Consider the following 17,493-nt stretch of genomic DNA (forward strand, 5'->3'; position numbering starts at 1 on the left):
GAAGAACTACACTAAACGCAGTGACCCCGTGAACGACAAGCACCTCTTGGAGGAACCCGATAGTGGAGATTCAGAACTTCATCGCCCGCACCGCGATCAGTGTCTTAAATACTGCAAGAGGGTCGATGAAAAAGGTCGCCAGAGTAAGGTCAGTCTCAAAGCAGACATCTCCTGGTCGATCAGCGAAACTGAAATCACTAGACGTCGTTCAAGCTCAGAATCTCCTCCACATCGATCTCACTTCGGTCTCGGACATCACGCCGAGTGGCCTGTGGGTCGAGCACGAAGGTGACTTGCACCGCATCGGCTCGTTAAACGTTTCCGAGCAATCCAACACGGACGGTGAAAATGCGACTGTTCGATCGATAACTGTCGACCTTGACGATCTCGTCGAAAATCTCGCCAAGCGGACTGTAGCTCTTCCACCCGAAGCAATCGAAGCAGAGGAAACGGAGGACGGTCTCACCCTTCGCCTGTATCTTGAGTTTGATGGCTACGACGCGGAAGAGCTGCCAAAGTCACGTCTCGAAGCTACACATGAAAACGTCCCAGTATCACTGATCCGTGTCGGACGAGCCAAGCGCACTCACACGGCCAATTTCGCTTACTACGAGACCACTAACCACTACTGTTACCCTCTCATCAATCGCAACGGCCACTTGGTAATCGAGGTCGATCGCCGTCATCGGCCGTACGCTACCGTGCGTAACGATGAACTCCTCGTCCGTGACGGAATCCTCGAGATCAACGGAAGGATTGTTGCTCGCGGAACCGAATACGTTAGCGGAAAACTAGTTGTTCTCGGTCGCACTTCAGGGTTTCGCGCCACCGCACCCCTTAGTCTCGAGCCCAGATCAGAGCTTTCGACGAGACGATTTGGACTCAATTTTTACGAGTTTTCGGCAACGCTTGATTTCAATGGCCTAGTTCATGAAATCAGCGATGACAACGCAGACCTGTATCTGGACCTTGATCCAGTCCTCTCAGAGGAACCGAAACGCGCCCGGGTCGGTAAGACCCGGTACCTCGTACGAAAGGGAACCACGGGTAGCACGGTTTCCACCAGAGAGAAAACCGTCTCAATCATTCCGTACTACACGTTCAAAGCAAAATACCCGTCGCTACACCTAGAGACTTTCGCTACAGAAGCATACGAGTACATGCAACGGTTGGTCTCGAACCGCCACTCATGGAATCGTCCCAAGACGTCAACGCGTAAGCCGGTATGGCTAGTCGGTGAGTTGCCATATAAGGCCCAAGACAACGGGCTTCAGTTCTTCAAATATCTACGTGACGCGCATCCCGAAGTAGATGCCTACTATGTTATCGAGCCGAATTCACCGGAACGTGTCAATCTTGCTGGCTACGACCACGTAATCGATTTCCGTTCGCGCGACCATATCCAAGTGGCTTTAGCTGCAGACAAGATCGTCGGAACGCATCACCCCGATTTTCTCTATCCCACACGCGAACCGAAGTTCGCAAGAGCGCTGGGAGCCGAAAAGGTATTTCTTCAACACGGAGTCACTGCGGCCAAGTGGATGGTACCCAACTACGGGAAGTTCGTGAGCGGTTTCGACGTGGACCTCATCACCGTCTGCTCTGAGCGAGAGAAGGAGTTCTTTGTCAAAGACTTCGGATACGCTCCGGAGCAAGTGGCCGTGACTGGATTCGCTCGCTTCGATGCTCTGCTCGCAGGCGATGTCCAAGTAGACAAAGGCCAGCTCATGATCATGCCGACCTGGCGACCATGGCTTCAGGATCCGGAAAGATTCGTCGAGTCGGACTATTTTCAACGTTGGAATTCGCTGCTCACCAGCGAACGTATGCGTTCGTTGATCGAAAGATACAACCTGACGCCAGTCTTCTGCTTGCACCCAAACATGCAGCAGTTCAGCGGTCATTTCCGCGAAGCCGGAATCCGTGTCGTCGTCCAAGGAGAGATCGATGTCCAGCTGCTGCTTAAACAGAGCTCTATGCTCATCACCGACTATTCGAGTGTCGCTTTTGACTTCGCTTTCCTCCATAAGCCCGTTGTCTACTACCAGTTCGACGACCACCGTTTCGCGCAGCCTCACGCCGATCCTGTGTCTGAGTATCCCGGCCCAGTCGTCGCCGAAGAAGAACAGGTCGTCGATGCAATTGAAGCTGCCTATGAGGCGGACGGAGCAATGGCTCCGAAATACCGAATTCGCGCCGACAGATTCTTAGCTCACCGTGACACGCAAAGTCGGGAGCGCATCTATCAAGCAATTCAGAACTCGTCTAAGCCCGCCACCACGTTGTCCGACCTTGTCCAGAGTGAAACAGCTCAGTCGGCCTACCGCGTTGCGCGGAAAAGCAGATATTACCTGCCGGTGATGAAGCGGGTGTACAAGCTGATGCGTCTAGCACCGCTCGATCACGATACGATCGTTTTCGAAGCTGGGCAGGGGAAACAGTATGCCGACAGCCCACGCGCAATCCACGAAGAGCTTGTAAGGCGAGAAGACACTCGCCGCAAGGTGTGGATCTACCACAAACGCCTTCCCGTGACTGATAAGTACACGACCGTCGTCAAACGACACTCCCCAGCATTCTTCTGGTATCTCGCCACGGCAAAGTATTGGGTCAACAACCATAATTTTCCCAACTACATTCACCGAAGGTCACAAGGGACCTACATTCAGACCTGGCATGGAACACCACTCAAACGAATGTTCCTCGACCAGGACAACTTCTACGGCCGAGACCCAGGATATGTCGACCGTGTCAAAGAAGCTTCTGCTCAATGGAACGCCTTGGTCTCGCCTTCGCCCTATGCAACCGACGCGATGAGGTCTTCCTACGGATACACTGGCAAGGTCTATGAGCTGGGCTATCCCAGGAACGATGTCCTACGAGGCTCGAACACACACGAAATCCGAGCGAATATTCGCCACCGCCTCTCGATACCGCGGAATCACACCGTGGTGCTTTATGCGCCGACTTTTCGAGATGATCAGCCGACCTCGAGGGGCCGTTTCGCCTTTGACTGGCCCTTTGATCCGAAACACTTCGTCGAGCGGTTTGGTGAGGACGTCACCCTCCTCGTACGTACACATTTCCTTATCAATACGAAACTCGAGATACCACAGTCGTTGAAAACGAACATAATTGATGTCAGCGGCTTCCCCGATATCAATGAACTCTTCCTAGCCAGTGACATGTTGGTCACTGACTATTCGTCCTCGTTCTTCGACTACGCGGCCCTCGAACGTCCCATTATCTTCTTTGCGTATGATCTGGAGAACTATCGAGATAATCTACGCGGCTTTTACCTCGATTACGACACGGATCTACCCGGGCCAGTGGTCACAACTCCGGAGGCACTGTTCAATGAAATCGAGAAAGCAACCGAAGTGACGGAAGAAGACCGGCAGCGGCTGCGGTCCTTCGCCTTAAGGTACGCCCCCAATGATGACGGCCACGCGGCAGCCCGAGTTATCGACCGACTGCTGTAAAGCAGTCTGTCGCCATTTCCGGCGCGTAATGGAGGAACGATGTTCATACGCCGAAGCAAGTATTTGCCCAACGCGACAATCTACGGACTCATCGGTGGCATACCCGAGTCGTTCGGAGGCAGGACCAGCGCATGTCTGCAACGGGCCAATGCATTCGCTGAGCTCGACAACAGGCACGTCGAGATCCTCACCTTGTCCCCGAACAACGGCGTCGGCCCTGAGGCTCTGACGACACGACTGCGCGAGGAAGGAAGAATCGGCAGAAAGGTGACAATTCGCAACGTCTGGGCGGATCTGAGGAGAGCGAGTGCGCAAGATTTAGCTCAGATCGCAGCCCATTCAACAGGAATGATCACAGTTGACGTCGCCGAGCTACCCGACTTTGACGGCAGATCAGAGATCAAAGACCTGGACGCCTCGGGCAGGACACTGCGTTCCGATCGCTTTCGGGAAGACGGTACCCGCTTTCACACTTATCGACTCCCAAACGATGGCGAACCGAAGTATTCCGCCATCTTCGACACACGTGGTCGCCCGCTTGCTCAGTGGAAAGAACAATACGAGCTCTATTTCGCATGGTTGGACTGGCTGATCGGCTCCGAACGCGCGATCATCATCAACGACGGGCCACCCATTGCACGCTATCTGCACAAATATCAGCGCGAAAATGTTGTCATCGCCCAGACGATCCACAGTAAGCATTCCGCCGATCCGACGAAGCGCTCCGAAAGATTGGGATGGACCTATACTCCGGCACTGAAGAACGTTGAGCGTTTCGATTTGCTGGCTGTCCTTACGGAATCGCAGCATACTGACCTCACTGCGCTCAACTATGTCATGGACAACGCGTTCGTGCTGCCGAACTTGACGACCGCGGAGCCGGTAAACCGTGTCGGCCCACGGGTTCCCGGCTCGGGCGTAATGCTTGCTCGCACCACTTTTCTGAAACGCATCGACCACGCAATCGCTGCCGTGCACCGAGCGCGTCAATCTGGGACCGATGCCACCTTCGACGTCTATGGAGTAGCGGACGAGGCCCAGGATTCCCTCGAGAAGCTCATCGCAGATCTGGAGGTCGGGGACGCCATTGCATTGAGAGGGTACGACCCTCGCGCAAAACAAAGATTCGAGGAGTCATCTTTCACTTTGCTTACCAGCGAATACGAAGGTCAGCCCTTAGTGCTGTTGGAAAGCATGGCAGCCGGGTGCATTCCGATCGCCTACGACATAAAGTACGGTCCAGCGGACATCATCACGGACGGCATCAACGGCTACCTAGTTCCTGATGGTGATATCAACGCGATGGCCCGTCGCATTATCGCCCTACAAACGATGGACGAGGCGGAACTGCGGCAGATGAGAAAGGCTGCAACCCAGCGAGCCAAAGATTTCTCTCCTGAGAGAATCACCAAATTATGGGGGAAAGTGCTAACCCAAGTGCTAGAGGATAAGAGTCCTCCAGCGGAAGTCGAGGGGCGCGCCGAACTCTCGGCCATCCTGATCGAGGGCAACGAGATGAATCTGCGCGTGACATTGCACGGGGACGCAGCATTAAATCCGGATTGGGCACTCCTGTCTTGGACCGAGAGGAAAGGGCGTCGCTTCGGCCGGTTGCCAGCCAGACTCGAGGAAGCCGAAGGGAAGACCCAGGTAGTATCGAGCGCGTATACACATGACTTTGCCGCAGTCGATCGTGGCCATATCGATTTTTGGATCGATTTGAGAGTCGACGGGAATCCCTGCCAGCTACGCGTCAAGGGAGCGAAAAATCTTGAACCACAGGTATTCGGTTCTATGGAGGTGTATCCGACAAGATTCGGGAGCCTCAGCTTGAGGCTCAGAGAGCCCTGACCTCCAAGTTCAAAGTGTGACCAGACTAGCAGTGGAGCTATTAGCAAGTGACGGACGCGGCACTGCGGGTACAGCAGTGGTAGGGGACGAAGCTGTTGCGCACAGAGACATTGATCAACTTCACAAGCTGCGAACAGAAGTCTTTGGGTTTTGTCCGTACCATGGGGTGTTGGCAAATTCGCCGAAAGTACTCGTCTTTGCATGCCCGCACTTGAAAGGCTCACCGTGAAGAATCTGGCCCGTAATACTGCCCTGTGGGCTGTGCGATCGTCCGCTTGGAAATCAACAAGCAAGTGGATCAGAGGCACTGAGCGGTGGAACCGTCTCGAAGATGAATATGATGGCAGCTATGTCAGGGCCGAAGTTGTCGTCTACTTCGGCGACCGGAGTTCCAAGTTCTACCAACTCGAACAGTGGATCCCGGTGCTCGAGGAGCTGCACAAGAGACACAGAGTCGTACTGGTCCTGCGCAAGGGATCTGCCTTGCTGCGAGCGTTGGAGACTACCCGCCTGCCCGTCGTGTTCAAACGACGCTTCGACCCGTTGCACACCTTCTATCATGCGAACGACTTCAAACTGGCCCTCTACGTCAACAATGGGGTGACGAACTTCCAATCATTGGGCTTCGCCCCGATGGTGCACGTCCATGTCAATCATGGCGAGTCAGACAAGCTGAGTATGGTCTCCAACCAGGCAAAATCCTACGACAAGGTGTTCGTCGCTGGTGATGCTGCGATTGAGAGACATCGACGCGCTCTCATCGATTTCGACGAAAGCTCATTGATCAAGGTGGGTCGGCCACAGCTGGATATCGACAGACCATTGGAACTCGAGCCCTCGACGGTGCGGACAATCATGTATGCGCCCACCTGGGAGGGTGAGAATGACTCGAACAATTACACGTCGGTCGACCTCTTCGGACCACAGATCGTCGAAGCCGCCCTTCAGATCCCAGATACTCGGCTGATTTATAAGCCTCACCCCCGTGTCGAATCGTCCAAAGACCCTGCTATGGCACAGGCGAACGCGCGAATCCTTGAGCTCATTGAAGGAGCCAACGAATTCATTGCCGACGAGTCTCTGCAACACCAAGTGCTCATGCAGGGAGACATCCTTGCCATGTTCGACACGGTCGATCTGCTCATCACTGATATCTCCAGTGTCGGGCTTGATTTTCTCTATCTTCAGTCGAACAAGCCACTGGTTCTGACGGATCGTCGTAGCGACACCGCGAAACTCAATGCTGAGGCTCCGATCAGTCGGGCGACCCCCATTATCGACGAATCGACGGTCGAAGGCGTGAAGTCGATGCTTATCGACATGCTCAATATAGACGCCTCGGCTGGAGCCAGGCACGAGCTCAGGCGACACTATTTCGGTGAAGGCGAGAGAGGAACCTCAATGGCATTATTCACTGAGGCCGTGTCCAAGCTCATTGCCAATCGAGCCGTCGAACTGACGAAGTTCCATTCTGAGAGCATCAACGCTGAGTCCAGTGACGAATCCACTGCCGAATAGCTATTGAGCTCCCGACCTTTGCACCGGAGGAGCAAGGTCGTTCTGCCGTCGCAGTCTAAGTGCAGGGGCGAACGGAGAGGTTTCCGCGCTTCGTTGTGTACCATTCCCACGCTCCGGTGCGGTCGGACCCGTACCGTCTCGGAGTCCTGATCCGTCGTTTCGACAACCACAGATCTTGTGGTCTCCGCAAGTAGACGTCGAAAGTCTCACCAGCTGATTCAGAGAACTTCTCATCGTCTACATCGAAGGAGAGGACAAGCCTTCGGCCTCGTCTGCGACTTGAAACCATGGGGTTCCGGCAGATGAAGAATGTATTGAGGTGGCGCGCTGCAACGACCATCTCCAGGGTCTCAGCGATCGACGGATCGACCTGGTCGAGCTGAACCTCGATTCGGCTTCCCCGAGCCGTCTGCTCGCACTTGAGCTTCTTCGCCGCGATTGGTGAAACCGGTTCCCTGATCGGATCATTGTGCCTGCTCGAGGGACGCAGCTCTTCGAGGACGGTCTTCCACCGTTCGTAGCCGACTTCGGGAAGATAGCGTTCGACAGTATTCCTCGCCGACTTGCGCATAGTCTCGACTGTCTCCGGTTTCAGAGAGAGAAAGTATTCGATCTTGTCGGCAAGCGCATCGATATCGCCTCTTGGCGTGATAAAACCGTTCTCTCCCGGCTCGATCAGGTCCCTGGGACCGTAGGTGATGTCGTACACGATGGGGATGCAGCCTGCTCCCATCGATTCCATGAGCGAGAGCGGAAGCCCCTCGCTCGCACTGGTCAGCATGCAGAATGAGGCGGACTTCAGTTTGTTCGGCACATCGTTGACGTACCCAGACAGTTCAACACGGTCTCCGACATCGAGCGCGGCGATGAGCTTCTCCAACTTCCGTCTCTCAGGCCCCTCACCGAGGACTGTCAGGGAGACGTCGATTCCTCGGTCCCGCAGCTTCGACACTGCGCGGATCGGATGATCCACGCGTTTGAGGGCAACGAGGTTCGCAATCATCACCGCCTGGTTCAATGGTCGCTGCACCTGTGCATCGGACAGAACCGATCCTGCTGGCAGCTCCCCCGTCAACAGCCGAATATTATCTCCTGCGAAGCCCATGGCTCTGATGGCATCGGCCTGTTGCTTGGTCTGGACCCCGACGATGTCGAAGCGATCGAAGTTGCGCATCGTGTCTGCCCTGTATGGCAGCACCTGCCCGTGGTTTCCATTCCACGGGTGGCGGAGGTGAGTTCCATGAAGGAACAGGACGAGTGCGAAGCTCCGATCCGCGATCTCGTGGATGAACTCACTGACCTTCTTGTCATCGACGATGACCACGGCCGGTTCCTTCGTCACAAATGCAGAGATCCATGCATTGTAGAAGTCACGGGGGCGGTTCCACTCCGTCATGGGCGCTCCCGAGGGAGAATGGAGGATGAATCGGGTTCCCAATTTCGGATCGCGGACGTCGGTGAGCAGCAGACTTCCATCGGCTCGATGATAATTGCGGCGGATGACCTTACCGGTGCGTGGACTGCGGAACGTGTCGTAGAAAGCGGTGATGTTCTCGACTTCACCGTCTTCTTCGGGAACCGGGGCACGCAACGGCTCTCCTGCCAATGCGTTCAGCTCCGTTTCGGTTCTGCCGCGCAGATCCTGCCAGATATTGACCAGCTCGACGTCATCTTGCATCTTCCCTTGGGAGACCAGCCGAGCGCGAGTCTCATCGGGGTCCATCCGTGGGCTGAAGGTCAGGACCGTCTGAGACAGTGGTCTGCCGTACTTCTGGAAGCTCCGTATCCGCCGGAGCGCAGCCGTCGTCATTCCTCCCATGGATTCGGGAATGCCCCATAAGACGTTATAGACGTGCACTTCGTCGGTCCCCAGAGGAGGTTCGCACGATCGGCTGTTGTCGTCAGCGCCGCGGGACGGTCGTGCAATCATTTCCACAGTTGTTACCTCTCCTCAGATGGAGCTCAGAGCCGTGCTACAAAAGACGGAGTTCACCGGTTCAATGCCATCTGACCATAGTGATGTGCTTGACGACGCCAATTGACGATCTTGGGGCTGTCCGATGTCTCCCACTGTGCGCAGACATTCCACTCGCTGTCGAGTTCGCGATACCGGCCGCCGACTGCGATCTGCAGCGCATCGACGTAGCTGATATCGACGTCTGACAGCAGACCCACGACGCGCTCGACGATGCTGTCGCTGCGCAGCTCGTTCAGGTTGAGCACCATGATCTGCGGATCGAAGGGAACGAAGTCCTCGCTCATGCCGGAGTGGCTCGCGAAGACGAACTTGAGAGCACCGACATGGTCTTCTCCGAAGGAGCTCGCTATCCGCCTCATCAGGGTGAGCCCACTCGTCCGGTTCTTCCTGACATCATGCTTCGCAGCGACAAGAACATCGTCGAGATCAATGGTCGAGAGTTCGGCGACGTCGGCCGACACTTCTGCTGCGGCGGGCATGACGACGAGGCGGTCGTGGTCGGGGAACAATGCCGGCAGCAGAGCCTGCACCAGATCGTTCGTGTTCGCAATGTCGTCGAAGGACACAGGTGCGAGGACGTGAACGTCTCCCTTGGACAGGCGCGGCTGCAGATCGTCGACTTGCGCCGCACTCAACGCACCCGACGGCAGCCACACTCGATAACGCTGTGAAGCATGAGCGTCGAGGGTCTCAACCGCGGTGGAGACCAGAGTCTGTTCACCCTTCTCGACCGTCATGAAGACGTCCGTGACCTGAGGTTCGGGCACTGGTCGTTCGACCTTGCTCACCGCTGCTGCGATAGCTGTGCTCTCTGCACGAGGCAGCTGTGCCGAAGCGAGATATTCGTCCGCAACAGCCATGTCGTCCGCGGTGATCTCCACCCACTTCGCGTAGATCTCGTCTTCGGAAGCGCCGCCGGCAATGAGCGGCAGCAGCACGGACAGCTTGTCCAGAATACCGTCCCGGATGGCGTCGAACTCGGTTTCATCGATACCGATCAGCCCACCGAAGCGGGAATCTGATTTGTTCTTCGGCTCGAATTGGACTTCGGCGCCTACCGATCGCGCCGGAAGATTCGCGTGCAGGCGAGACGTGAGGACCTGTTTGTACTTATAGGCATAGTCAGCGACCCAGTTGCGGGCCAGTTCGAGGTTTTCCGGGAACGACTTGTCTCGGATCGCTGTGACGGTCTGCTTCTTCTTCGGTCCCTTGCCGTCCTTCGTCCAGTCGACGCGCAGCGTACCGGTGCGACGGTCCGCCGACGGCGCAGGAAACAGCGTATCGACGGTTGTCGTCAGGCAGCCGGAGAAGAATGCGGGCACTCCCACGGCACGGAGGACTGCGACGGACTGCCAGTCACGGCATCCGACGGGACCGTATTTCTTCAGGTAGGCGATGGCGTCCTGCGTGAGCATCTCCGGATAGCGGACGAATACGGACAGAAGGATCGGGCGCAGGTTCGGGTGGAAGGGGATGTTGAATGACTTCCCGAAGATGTCGTGCATGTACCAGCCGAATGCGATGTACCACGTGTCTTCGGGGATGTCCTGATAGACGTTGCCGTCGCGGTAGACCTCGACGAGGTTGAGTTCAGCTTCCGGTCCCGCGTACTTCCGTTCGTCTTTGACCGATTGGCGAAGTTTCGCGAAGAGTCCGGTGAGCCCTTGGTCGCCGGAGAAACTGAGGTTCTCATAGCGGAGCAGATGTCCGATCGAGGCGATCGTCTGGATGTAGTCGCCGATGTTGCGGGATCGGATGCCCGGCTGGTCGTAGCTGAGCACCCCGAAGTTGCGTTTGCGTGCAGTCGTCGGAAGCGGTTCCAAGTGCTTTCCGCCGGGCAGCCAGTCGAGCATTCGCTTGAGCTCATAGCCCACTGCAGGGTCGAGTTCGTCCGAGTCCTGCTCGAGGCGAGCTTCGGCAAGTGTGCGGACATGGTCGAAAGCATCGATGCAGAAGGCTGACTCGGCAGTGCGCAGTACGGCCCTGTCGCTCCACCTGTCCGTCTCTCCCGACTCATTCGAACGTTCCACGAGCGTCAGTGCATCACGCCCAAGGGAATCGATGGCTGTCGGATAGTATTCTTCGGCTGCGGCGACGATGATTTCCCGATCGTCGATCCGGGCGAATTCTGACCATGCCACCTCCGGATCGGAAGAGCGCTGATACGCCATCCCCAGCAGGGCTCGGCCGGCTTCCTCGTTCCCGGGCTGACTGCGGAGACTCAGTCCGATGGAGACTGCCTCCGTTTGCAGACCACCCGCGATGAAAGCTCTCCCCGACGCGACGGTCGAGACTCCGAAGGACGCCCCGGCGGCCAGGGATTCTGACAGGGCGGCGTGTGCCTTGATCCGCGTCAGCTGTCGTGCTTTGGCGTCGACCTCTCGCGTGGAGGGTGCGACGGTCCAACCGTCGATGTCCTTGGCTGTATTGCCTTTGAGAGAGGTTGCAAGCTTGCGGTACGCCCGAGCGGTGGCTGCCGCGGTCTTCTTCGGAGTTCCAGCCGATTTCCCACTCCCTGCTCCCCCGCCAGCGCGTTCTCGGACGTACTTCGTGCCTGATGCTCGCTCCACCACCGGCAGGGCACGACGAGCAACGCCGTGGACTACGGGTTTGATCAGTTCTCTTCCTTTGCTGATGTACCGGTCGGCGGTGTTTCGTCTATCGGTCACTCGTCTCGTCCTTTGCAGAGGTTTCGGTGAACATTCGGTAGTCGGGATCGATCAGGGTCACAGTATCCGACTTGACTGTCAGTTCGATGAACTGACGCTTCCGGTTGGGTCAGTCGAAAGTGCCCAGTCCGGTTCGACGGAGGCTTGCATCGAATTGCGGCGCCAGTGTCTTCGCGTAGGTGGCGGTGATGTGGGCGGTGTCGAAGTACGTGATGACTCCGCCGATGACTGGTTCACAGCGTCCGTCCGGGCAGAACCAGTCCTGCGGGTACACGATGGACATTCTCTTCGAATCGAAGGTTCTCGCAGAGGCTGCGAGAGGGTCCATCCAGTGCCATGATTCCGGAGTTCCGGAGCATTCTTCGAGTTCGTCCTCATGCTTGGCCACGCAGTCGGGCACGCTGATGTCTTCCCCGCCAGGGTAGGGGGTGTCCCTCACGACCACGACGTCGAGCTTCGCGTCGATCCAGCTCTGAAGTATGTCACGGTGCCCTTCAGGTGCCTTCTTCTCGGTCTCGTCCCACCCCATGCCCTGGAGCGGTGTGGACTGACGTTCGGAGGTGATCACTGCATCGAACCCGCCTTGAGTCGTCCGATCGACGACCCAGTCGGAGTAGTCCTGACACCCCTTGGTCTCTCCCTGCGTCGACAGCTGCTGCGGCAGTGTCGAGATGCTGCAGTTCGATGCCAGGAACGTGGTGATGGTCCAATCGTTCTTGTCGGCCAACCGCTCCAGAGTCGGCAGCCAATGTCCTGCGTGAGAGTTGCCGACAAGGGCCACATGCTTCGAACCGTCGCCGTAGGTGCATTCGGGCTTCTTGCGATACGGGGCGCTTGCCCAGCAGCCGTCAGCGTAGGCTTTCGATTTGTCGTTCTTGGCAGCGGCCGGTTCCATCTGCAAGGAGTCCATTCCTTCGCAGTTCGGATTGTCTTTCGCCCCGGGAAGCAGAATCGCAGCGCCGAGGCAGGAGTCCGGATCATCCAGTGCCGATTGGAGCCGATCCTCGTTCTGCTCGACGATCTTGTTGGCAACGACCATCTGGCTCAGTCCGAGGGCGGCGACGAGGGCCATGGCGAGTGCCGCGAAGGCGAAGGTCCTCTGCGAGCTGCCCAAGAGCGAGGCTTTGCGGAACCGGTTCTCGACCCACGTCGTCGAAGCCCACGCCGCCAGGATCGAAACGAGGATGATCGCAATGTTGTCCAAGACTCCCAGGCTCTCCGAGGCGCCCAGCTTCTCCGAGAAATAGGGCACGAGAACGATGAGCGGCCAGTGCCAGAGATAGACGGAGTACGAGATATCGCCGAGAAAGCGCACCGGCCTCAACGACAGCAACGGAAGGACGGATCTGCGACCACGCGAGTCAGCGAGTATGACGAGGGCCGTCGAGGCCACCGGGACGAGGGCGATATAGCCGGGGAACGGCATGTCTGCACGGATGAGGAACGTGCCCATGACTATTCCGGCCAGTCCGATCCATCCGAGCAGCGAGCTGAATGGCAGGCGCTGAGGGCGGACATAGATCACGAAGACTGCGACGAGGCCGCCGGTTGCCAGCTCCCACATCCGAGTCGGCGTGACGAAGTACGCCATCGCCGGCTCTGCAGCCGTGTACCACACAGAGAAGACGAAGGAAGCGAGGAAGACTCCGAGGATGGTGAAGCCGACGACCCGTTTGGACCGGCCGACCTTCGTGGCGATGAGGAAGGCCAGCCCGATGATCATCGGCCATACGAAGTAGAACTGCTCTTCGACCGACAGCGACCAGAAATGCTGCACCGGAGAGGGAGCGTTGTCAGCTGCCAGATAGTCGACGCTCGAGATCGCGAAGTCCCAGTTGACGACGTACAGCGCTGCCGAGACGATCTGCCGTCCCGTATCGGCCCACATCGACTGAGGTGCTGCGAGGAAGGTGCCGATACCGACGACGAACAGGACGAGGAGTGAAGCCGGAAGAAGTCGTCGGATCCTTCGCGCCCAGAATCTCGCAATGTCGCCCCAGCTGCGTGGAGGTTTATTGATCAGGTGGCTGGTGATGAGGAAGCCCGAGATGACGAAGAAGACGTCGACACCGGCGAACCCGCCGTGGAAGCGATCCGGCCAGAGGTGGTAGAGGAGCACGATTCCCACGGCCAAGGCTCGCAGCCCCTGGATATCGGCACGGAAGCCCGAAGTCTTGGGTGCAGCGGTCGCTTGGGGGGAGTTTTCAGCAACGGGGGCTGACGACTGCATGAATCGGCTCCACTCGGTTTCTCAGTCGGTTGGATCGGACCCGACTGCGGTCCCTGTCATTCCTCGCAGCGAGAGCTCGCTGGTGCTTGCGGCTCGGCGGTCAACTGAACTGGCCTGATGACCGCCCACGACACTCGCCGAGTCGGCGTCTGCCCGTACTCATACGATCGGAGGCCGGCCATGTCGCGACATCCGCAGGACCCCTCTTCCGGACAGCTTCCGGCGGTCTTCGTCCTGGGCCCACGGGTCGAGCCGCCAACCGGCACGCCACCCTTCCATCCAGGCTTTGAGCTGGTGGGGCTTGTTGGCCCATCTGATGCACTGCATCAGTGTCCATGAGCCGACATACGCCCAGCTGAAGGGCCAGGGCAGATTCCGTCTGGCCAACCAGACGCGGTTCCTGGCGTTCATATAGAAGTATTCGTCGTGCCGCCTGGGGTCGATCACAGGATGAGCGACTGTGAGGTCGCCCATGTACCAGACGATGTAACCGGCGTCCCACACCCGCCAGGCGAGTTCGATGCCTTCATGGGCGTACCAGAACGGTGCCGGCCATCCGCCGCACTCGTCGAACGCCCGTCGCTGCATGCAGACCGCGCCTTCCCACACTGAGAACACGTTCGACGAATGGTCGGCCGTGCCCTTCTTCAACCTCGGGATCCACCGCTTCGGCGCGTCCGGTCCCCCGGGTTCTTCTACCCGAGGTTGGACCAGACCGATTCTCGGTTTGGTGCGCATCAGCTGCGCCATCCGCATGAGTGTCGTATCGTCGGGCAGCCAGGCGTCATCGTCGAGGAAGAACAGGAACTCACCGGCCACATGGGGAACACCGGCATTGCGCCCGGCGGGGATTCCGAGGTTCTCGGGAAGCCCCAGCTTCTTGACTTCTTCGGGGATGCCTTCTGGCTCCCAACCGTTGCCGACGCAGACGATGTCGAGCTCCACGCCCTTCTGTGCCAAAAGCGATTCGAACCCTCGGTTGAGCTCGGCCAGTCTCTTGCCTTGGCTCAGCACGACGACGCCGAAGGTGTACTTGCGGTCGTTCATGACAGCCTCCTCGATGCCATGATCGACATGAAGTGTCCGATGACGGACAGCAGGCACAGCGGAGCCATCACCATGACAAGCCAACGCTCGCCGAACAGCGGTTCGGCCCCTGCCGATGCTGCGATTGCGGTGACAATGCTCGACAGCAGCGCCATCAGTGACATCTCCACCGAATGGAAGATGCGGTGGAAGGGAACGAAGCGTGCGATCCGTTTGAGTGTGGCGACCGTCCCCGGAACGAGTTCGGTAGCTTCCTTGGAATCAGCGAGCTTGTCGAGGCCGTTGAATGCTCGTGAAACATGGACCATGTCGTTGAGTGCCTTGTTGAGAAGGACCAAAGCGGCCAGAGCGGTTCCGGCAAGCAGCAGCGGGTACGAGCCGGCGGGGTCATCGATCAGGTTGCTCCACTCCCCCACAGCCCTCACTCCGAGAGCCACTGCGACGAGCCCTTCGGTGGTGTAGTGACCGACCTTGTCGAGGAACACTCCCTTGGCACCGCTGGTGCCTCTCCACCGCGCGACCTCACCGTCACAGCAGTCGATGTACATCTGCACCTGGGAGAAGAACACGGCGAGGACCGCACCCCAGATGCCAGGGATCAGCAGGCTGGCGGCGATGCACCAACCCGCCAGGATCATCAGACCGGTCACCCCATTGGCACTGATCTTCGTGCGGACCAGGAGCATCGTGAAATAGATCGAGATATGACGCAGATAGAGCTGGGCCGACCAGTGCTCTGCATTCTTTCTGCTGCGGACTTCGATCGGCTGCGCCTTGGCCCGAAGCTCCGCCAAAGTCGGATGTTTCGCCGGAGACTCTTCGGGCACGTCCGTTCCTCTCAGATCCATGGATGGTATCCAGCCACGATAACGCGAAGCTCACGCCGCTGTGGTCAGGGCTTACCCAGCTCTGATTTGATGCGAGTCGTCGAGATCTCGGGCGTACGAGGCAGGTAGACGACCTCGCACTTGTCCTTGAGGAAGTCGAACTCTCCTTCCCAGTCGTCACCCATGACGAAGGTGTCGATATGGTATTTGTCGACGTCGGTCTCCTTCTGCTCCCAGTTGTCCTCCGGGATGACGAGGTCGACGTAACGGATCGCTTCGAGCATGTGCTTACGCTCTTCGTAGGAGAAGTACGACTTCTTGCCTTTGCCGGCGTTGAATTCGTCGCTCGAGAGCGCGACCACCAAGTAGTCGCCCTGTTCCTTGCACCTCTGAAGCAGTCGGATATGTCCGTAATGGAGCAGATCGAAAGTTCCGTACGTGATGACTCGTCGCATTGCAGAATCCGTCCAGTGTTCGTTGCCCACCAAGTGGGCCGCAGAAATTGTCCTGCGGTAGTTTACCATTCTGTAACGTCAGGTTACGAAAGCGTAACGTGCTTCAACCGCTGCACTTCAGCCGGTGCTCATCGGTTCGCCGCTCGATCACCTGTTCGCTCGAGCGGATGAAGCGTGCAGTCTGTGCGCCTGCTGCTGTCTCGCCCAGGTAGAAGTTCGCCAGAGTGTCGATCGAGTCTCCTTGTGCGATCGCCTCGTCGATGAGGTCGACTATGTTCTCTCGATCAGCCGGCCCGATGGTCGGACATCGATCGAGGAGCCCGCCGTCGAGGACTTCGGCTCGTGGTTCATGGGGCCGGACCATGACCAATGGTTTCCCGGAGACGAGCCAGTCGAAGGCCACTGCCGACATCTCGGCAACAGCGACATCAGCCTCGTCCAACTGCCACGACACATCGGAACTCTGGTCGAGGAAGCCACGGGGATGAGACTCAATAGTCTCCGTCACCGTTTCCAGCGCCTTTTCGAAGTCATGTTTCATGACTCCGGTTCGCGGATGAGGGCGGAATATCACTCGATAGCCGGCTTCGAGCAGCGCGGTCACGATGGCTTCGCCGTTGTAGGCGATTGTCCCATACGCCATCGAAGGAGAGTCTCCCTCCCACGTCGGGGCATAGAACGCCACTTTCCCGTCAGGGTGTGCGTGCTTGAACTCTTTCCAGGACGGGGGAATGGAGCGCGGCTGATCGAGCTGCGGCCGTCCGACGTCGAGCATGCGATCGTCACTCATTCCGTAGAGCGTGCGGCCGATCCGCTTTCTGGCCGCCTGTCCTGCGGTGAAGACGAAGTCATAGGCCTTGAGTTGATTGGAGATCATCGAGATCTTCTCGCTCTCACCATGGCTGAGGTGAACGTGGGCCGGCTCCGGATACCGAAGCGAATGAAAGTTGCTGGTGGCCTGGTTGACGTAGAAGACGACGCGAAGGCTCGAGGAGTTCATGAACTTGTCCAGTCCGCACGTCAGACGCGAGAACCGAACCGGGAACTCGGTGATGCCCTTGAGATACTCCGCGACCGTCGCATTCCGAACGATGATTCCGAAAGGTCGACTGCTGTAACCCTCATCCTTGAGGTGGGCGGCCAACTGTTCGAAAGGCCAGAGCCACTGTTCCAGCTGATAGACCGAGCTGAGATCTCCCGCAAAATGGACGGCCGCGACGAACTCGTCGTCGTCTTGGGGGGTGAACTCACCCGAAAGCCGTGACTCGCGAACCCGTTCACGCAGTCTCTGTGCAGCGAGCTTGGCTACCGCCTGCGCAAAATTGGCACCACGGACTGCGGTATGCGGCAGTTCTGCCGGAAGAAAGGTCATGCACCCTATTGTGCATGCCCGTCTGTGCTCACCCTGAATTCCATCTGCGAACCCCCTTGACTGC

Annotated in this window: 11 protein-coding genes; 4 read left to right on the forward strand and 7 right to left on the reverse strand. The window is 57.9% G+C overall.

Annotation, left to right across the window (positions count from 1 at the left end):
• The first annotated feature begins 62 nt into the window (after window positions 1-62).
• From IIE29_RS02630 to IIE29_RS02640, 3 genes are all read left to right on the forward strand, one after another.
• The gene (locus IIE29_RS02630) at window positions 63-3,482 is read left to right on the forward strand and encodes a CDP-glycerol glycerophosphotransferase family protein (RefSeq protein ID WP_343071767.1); all 3,420 of its coding nucleotides are present in this window, start codon (window positions 63-65) and stop codon (window positions 3,480-3,482) included.
• A gap of 39 nt (window positions 3,483-3,521) precedes the next feature.
• Complete coding sequence (locus IIE29_RS02635) at window positions 3,522-5,333, forward strand: glycosyltransferase (RefSeq protein ID WP_209323621.1); 1,812 nt, start codon at window positions 3,522-3,524, stop codon at window positions 5,331-5,333.
• Window positions 5,334-5,534: 201 nt separating this feature from the next.
• A complete protein-coding gene (locus IIE29_RS02640; protein ID WP_216629498.1) occupies window positions 5,535-6,851 on the forward strand; it encodes a CDP-glycerol glycerophosphotransferase family protein in 1,317 nt (438 codons plus the stop codon).
• Between the two features lie 55 nt (window positions 6,852-6,906).
• On the opposite strand, the gene IIE29_RS02645 is transcribed toward IIE29_RS02640, so the two are convergent.
• The gene (locus IIE29_RS02645) at window positions 6,907-7,854 is read right to left on the reverse strand and encodes a glycosyltransferase (protein ID WP_209323622.1); all 948 of its coding nucleotides are present in this window, start codon (window positions 7,852-7,854) and stop codon (window positions 6,907-6,909) included.
• On the opposite strand from IIE29_RS02645, the gene IIE29_RS02650 reads away from it, so the two are divergent.
• Window positions 7,816-8,691: a hypothetical protein gene (locus IIE29_RS02650; RefSeq protein WP_209323623.1), complete on the forward strand. Its 876-nt coding sequence runs from the start codon at window positions 7,816-7,818 to the stop codon at window positions 8,689-8,691. The genes IIE29_RS02645 and IIE29_RS02650 overlap by 39 nt on opposite strands.
• 149 nt (window positions 8,692-8,840) lie before the next feature.
• Here the strand turns inward: IIE29_RS02650 and IIE29_RS02655 are convergent, their stop codons facing one another.
• The 6 genes from IIE29_RS02655 to IIE29_RS02680 form a co-directional block, all read right to left on the reverse strand.
• Window positions 8,841-11,498, reverse strand: a complete 2,658-nt coding sequence (locus IIE29_RS02655; protein WP_209323624.1) for a hypothetical protein — start codon at window positions 11,496-11,498, stop codon at window positions 8,841-8,843.
• A 109-nt stretch (window positions 11,499-11,607) separates the two neighbouring features.
• On the reverse strand, window positions 11,608-13,728 hold the full coding sequence (locus IIE29_RS02660) for an acyltransferase family protein (RefSeq protein ID WP_209323625.1): 2,121 nt from the start codon (window positions 13,726-13,728) through the stop codon (window positions 11,608-11,610).
• A 159-nt stretch (window positions 13,729-13,887) separates the two neighbouring features.
• Window positions 13,888-14,775: a glycosyltransferase family 2 protein gene (locus IIE29_RS02665; protein WP_209323626.1), complete on the reverse strand. Its 888-nt coding sequence runs from the start codon at window positions 14,773-14,775 to the stop codon at window positions 13,888-13,890.
• Window positions 14,772-15,602 (reverse strand): CDP-alcohol phosphatidyltransferase family protein, encoded by an 831-nt coding sequence (locus IIE29_RS02670; RefSeq protein WP_343071769.1) that lies wholly within the window; start codon window positions 15,600-15,602, stop codon window positions 14,772-14,774. Before IIE29_RS02670 ends, IIE29_RS02665 begins: the two co-directional genes overlap by 4 nt.
• A gap of 65 nt (window positions 15,603-15,667) precedes the next feature.
• Entirely contained in the window at window positions 15,668-16,057 is a 390-nt protein-coding gene (gene tagD, locus IIE29_RS02675) for a glycerol-3-phosphate cytidylyltransferase (RefSeq protein ID WP_209323628.1), read from the reverse strand.
• A 103-nt stretch (window positions 16,058-16,160) separates the two neighbouring features.
• A complete protein-coding gene (locus IIE29_RS02680; protein WP_209323629.1) occupies window positions 16,161-17,429 on the reverse strand; it encodes a CDP-glycerol glycerophosphotransferase family protein in 1,269 nt (422 codons plus the stop codon).
• Window positions 17,430-17,493: the final 64 nt, after the last annotated feature.

The organism is Brevibacterium renqingii (genome assembly GCF_017808095.1).
GTDB lineage: Bacteria > Actinomycetota > Actinomycetes > Actinomycetales > Brevibacteriaceae > Brevibacterium > Brevibacterium renqingii.

Bases quoted from the DNA above. Each gene is read 5' to 3' on its own strand.
- IIE29_RS02635 (WP_209323621.1), top strand. From the start codon at position 3,522: ATGTTCATACGCCGAAGCAAGTATTTGCCCAACGCGACAATCTACGGA.
- IIE29_RS02640 (WP_216629498.1), top strand. From the start codon at position 5,535: ATGCCCGCACTTGAAAGGCTCACCGTGAAGAATCTGGCCCGTAATACT.
- IIE29_RS02650 (WP_209323623.1), top strand. From the start codon at position 7,816: ATGATCCACGCGTTTGAGGGCAACGAGGTTCGCAATCATCACCGCCTG.
- IIE29_RS02645 (WP_209323622.1), bottom strand. From the start codon at position 7,854: ATGATTGCGAACCTCGTTGCCCTCAAACGCGTGGATCATCCGATCCGC.
- IIE29_RS02660 (WP_209323625.1), bottom strand. From the start codon at position 13,728: ATGCAGTCGTCAGCCCCCGTTGCTGAAAACTCCCCCCAAGCGACCGCT.
- IIE29_RS02665 (WP_209323626.1), bottom strand. From the start codon at position 14,775: ATGAACGACCGCAAGTACACCTTCGGCGTCGTCGTGCTGAGCCAAGGC.
- tagD (WP_209323628.1), bottom strand. From the start codon at position 16,057: ATGCGACGAGTCATCACGTACGGAACTTTCGATCTGCTCCATTACGGA.
- IIE29_RS02680 (WP_209323629.1), bottom strand. From the start codon at position 17,429: ATGACCTTTCTTCCGGCAGAACTGCCGCATACCGCAGTCCGTGGTGCC.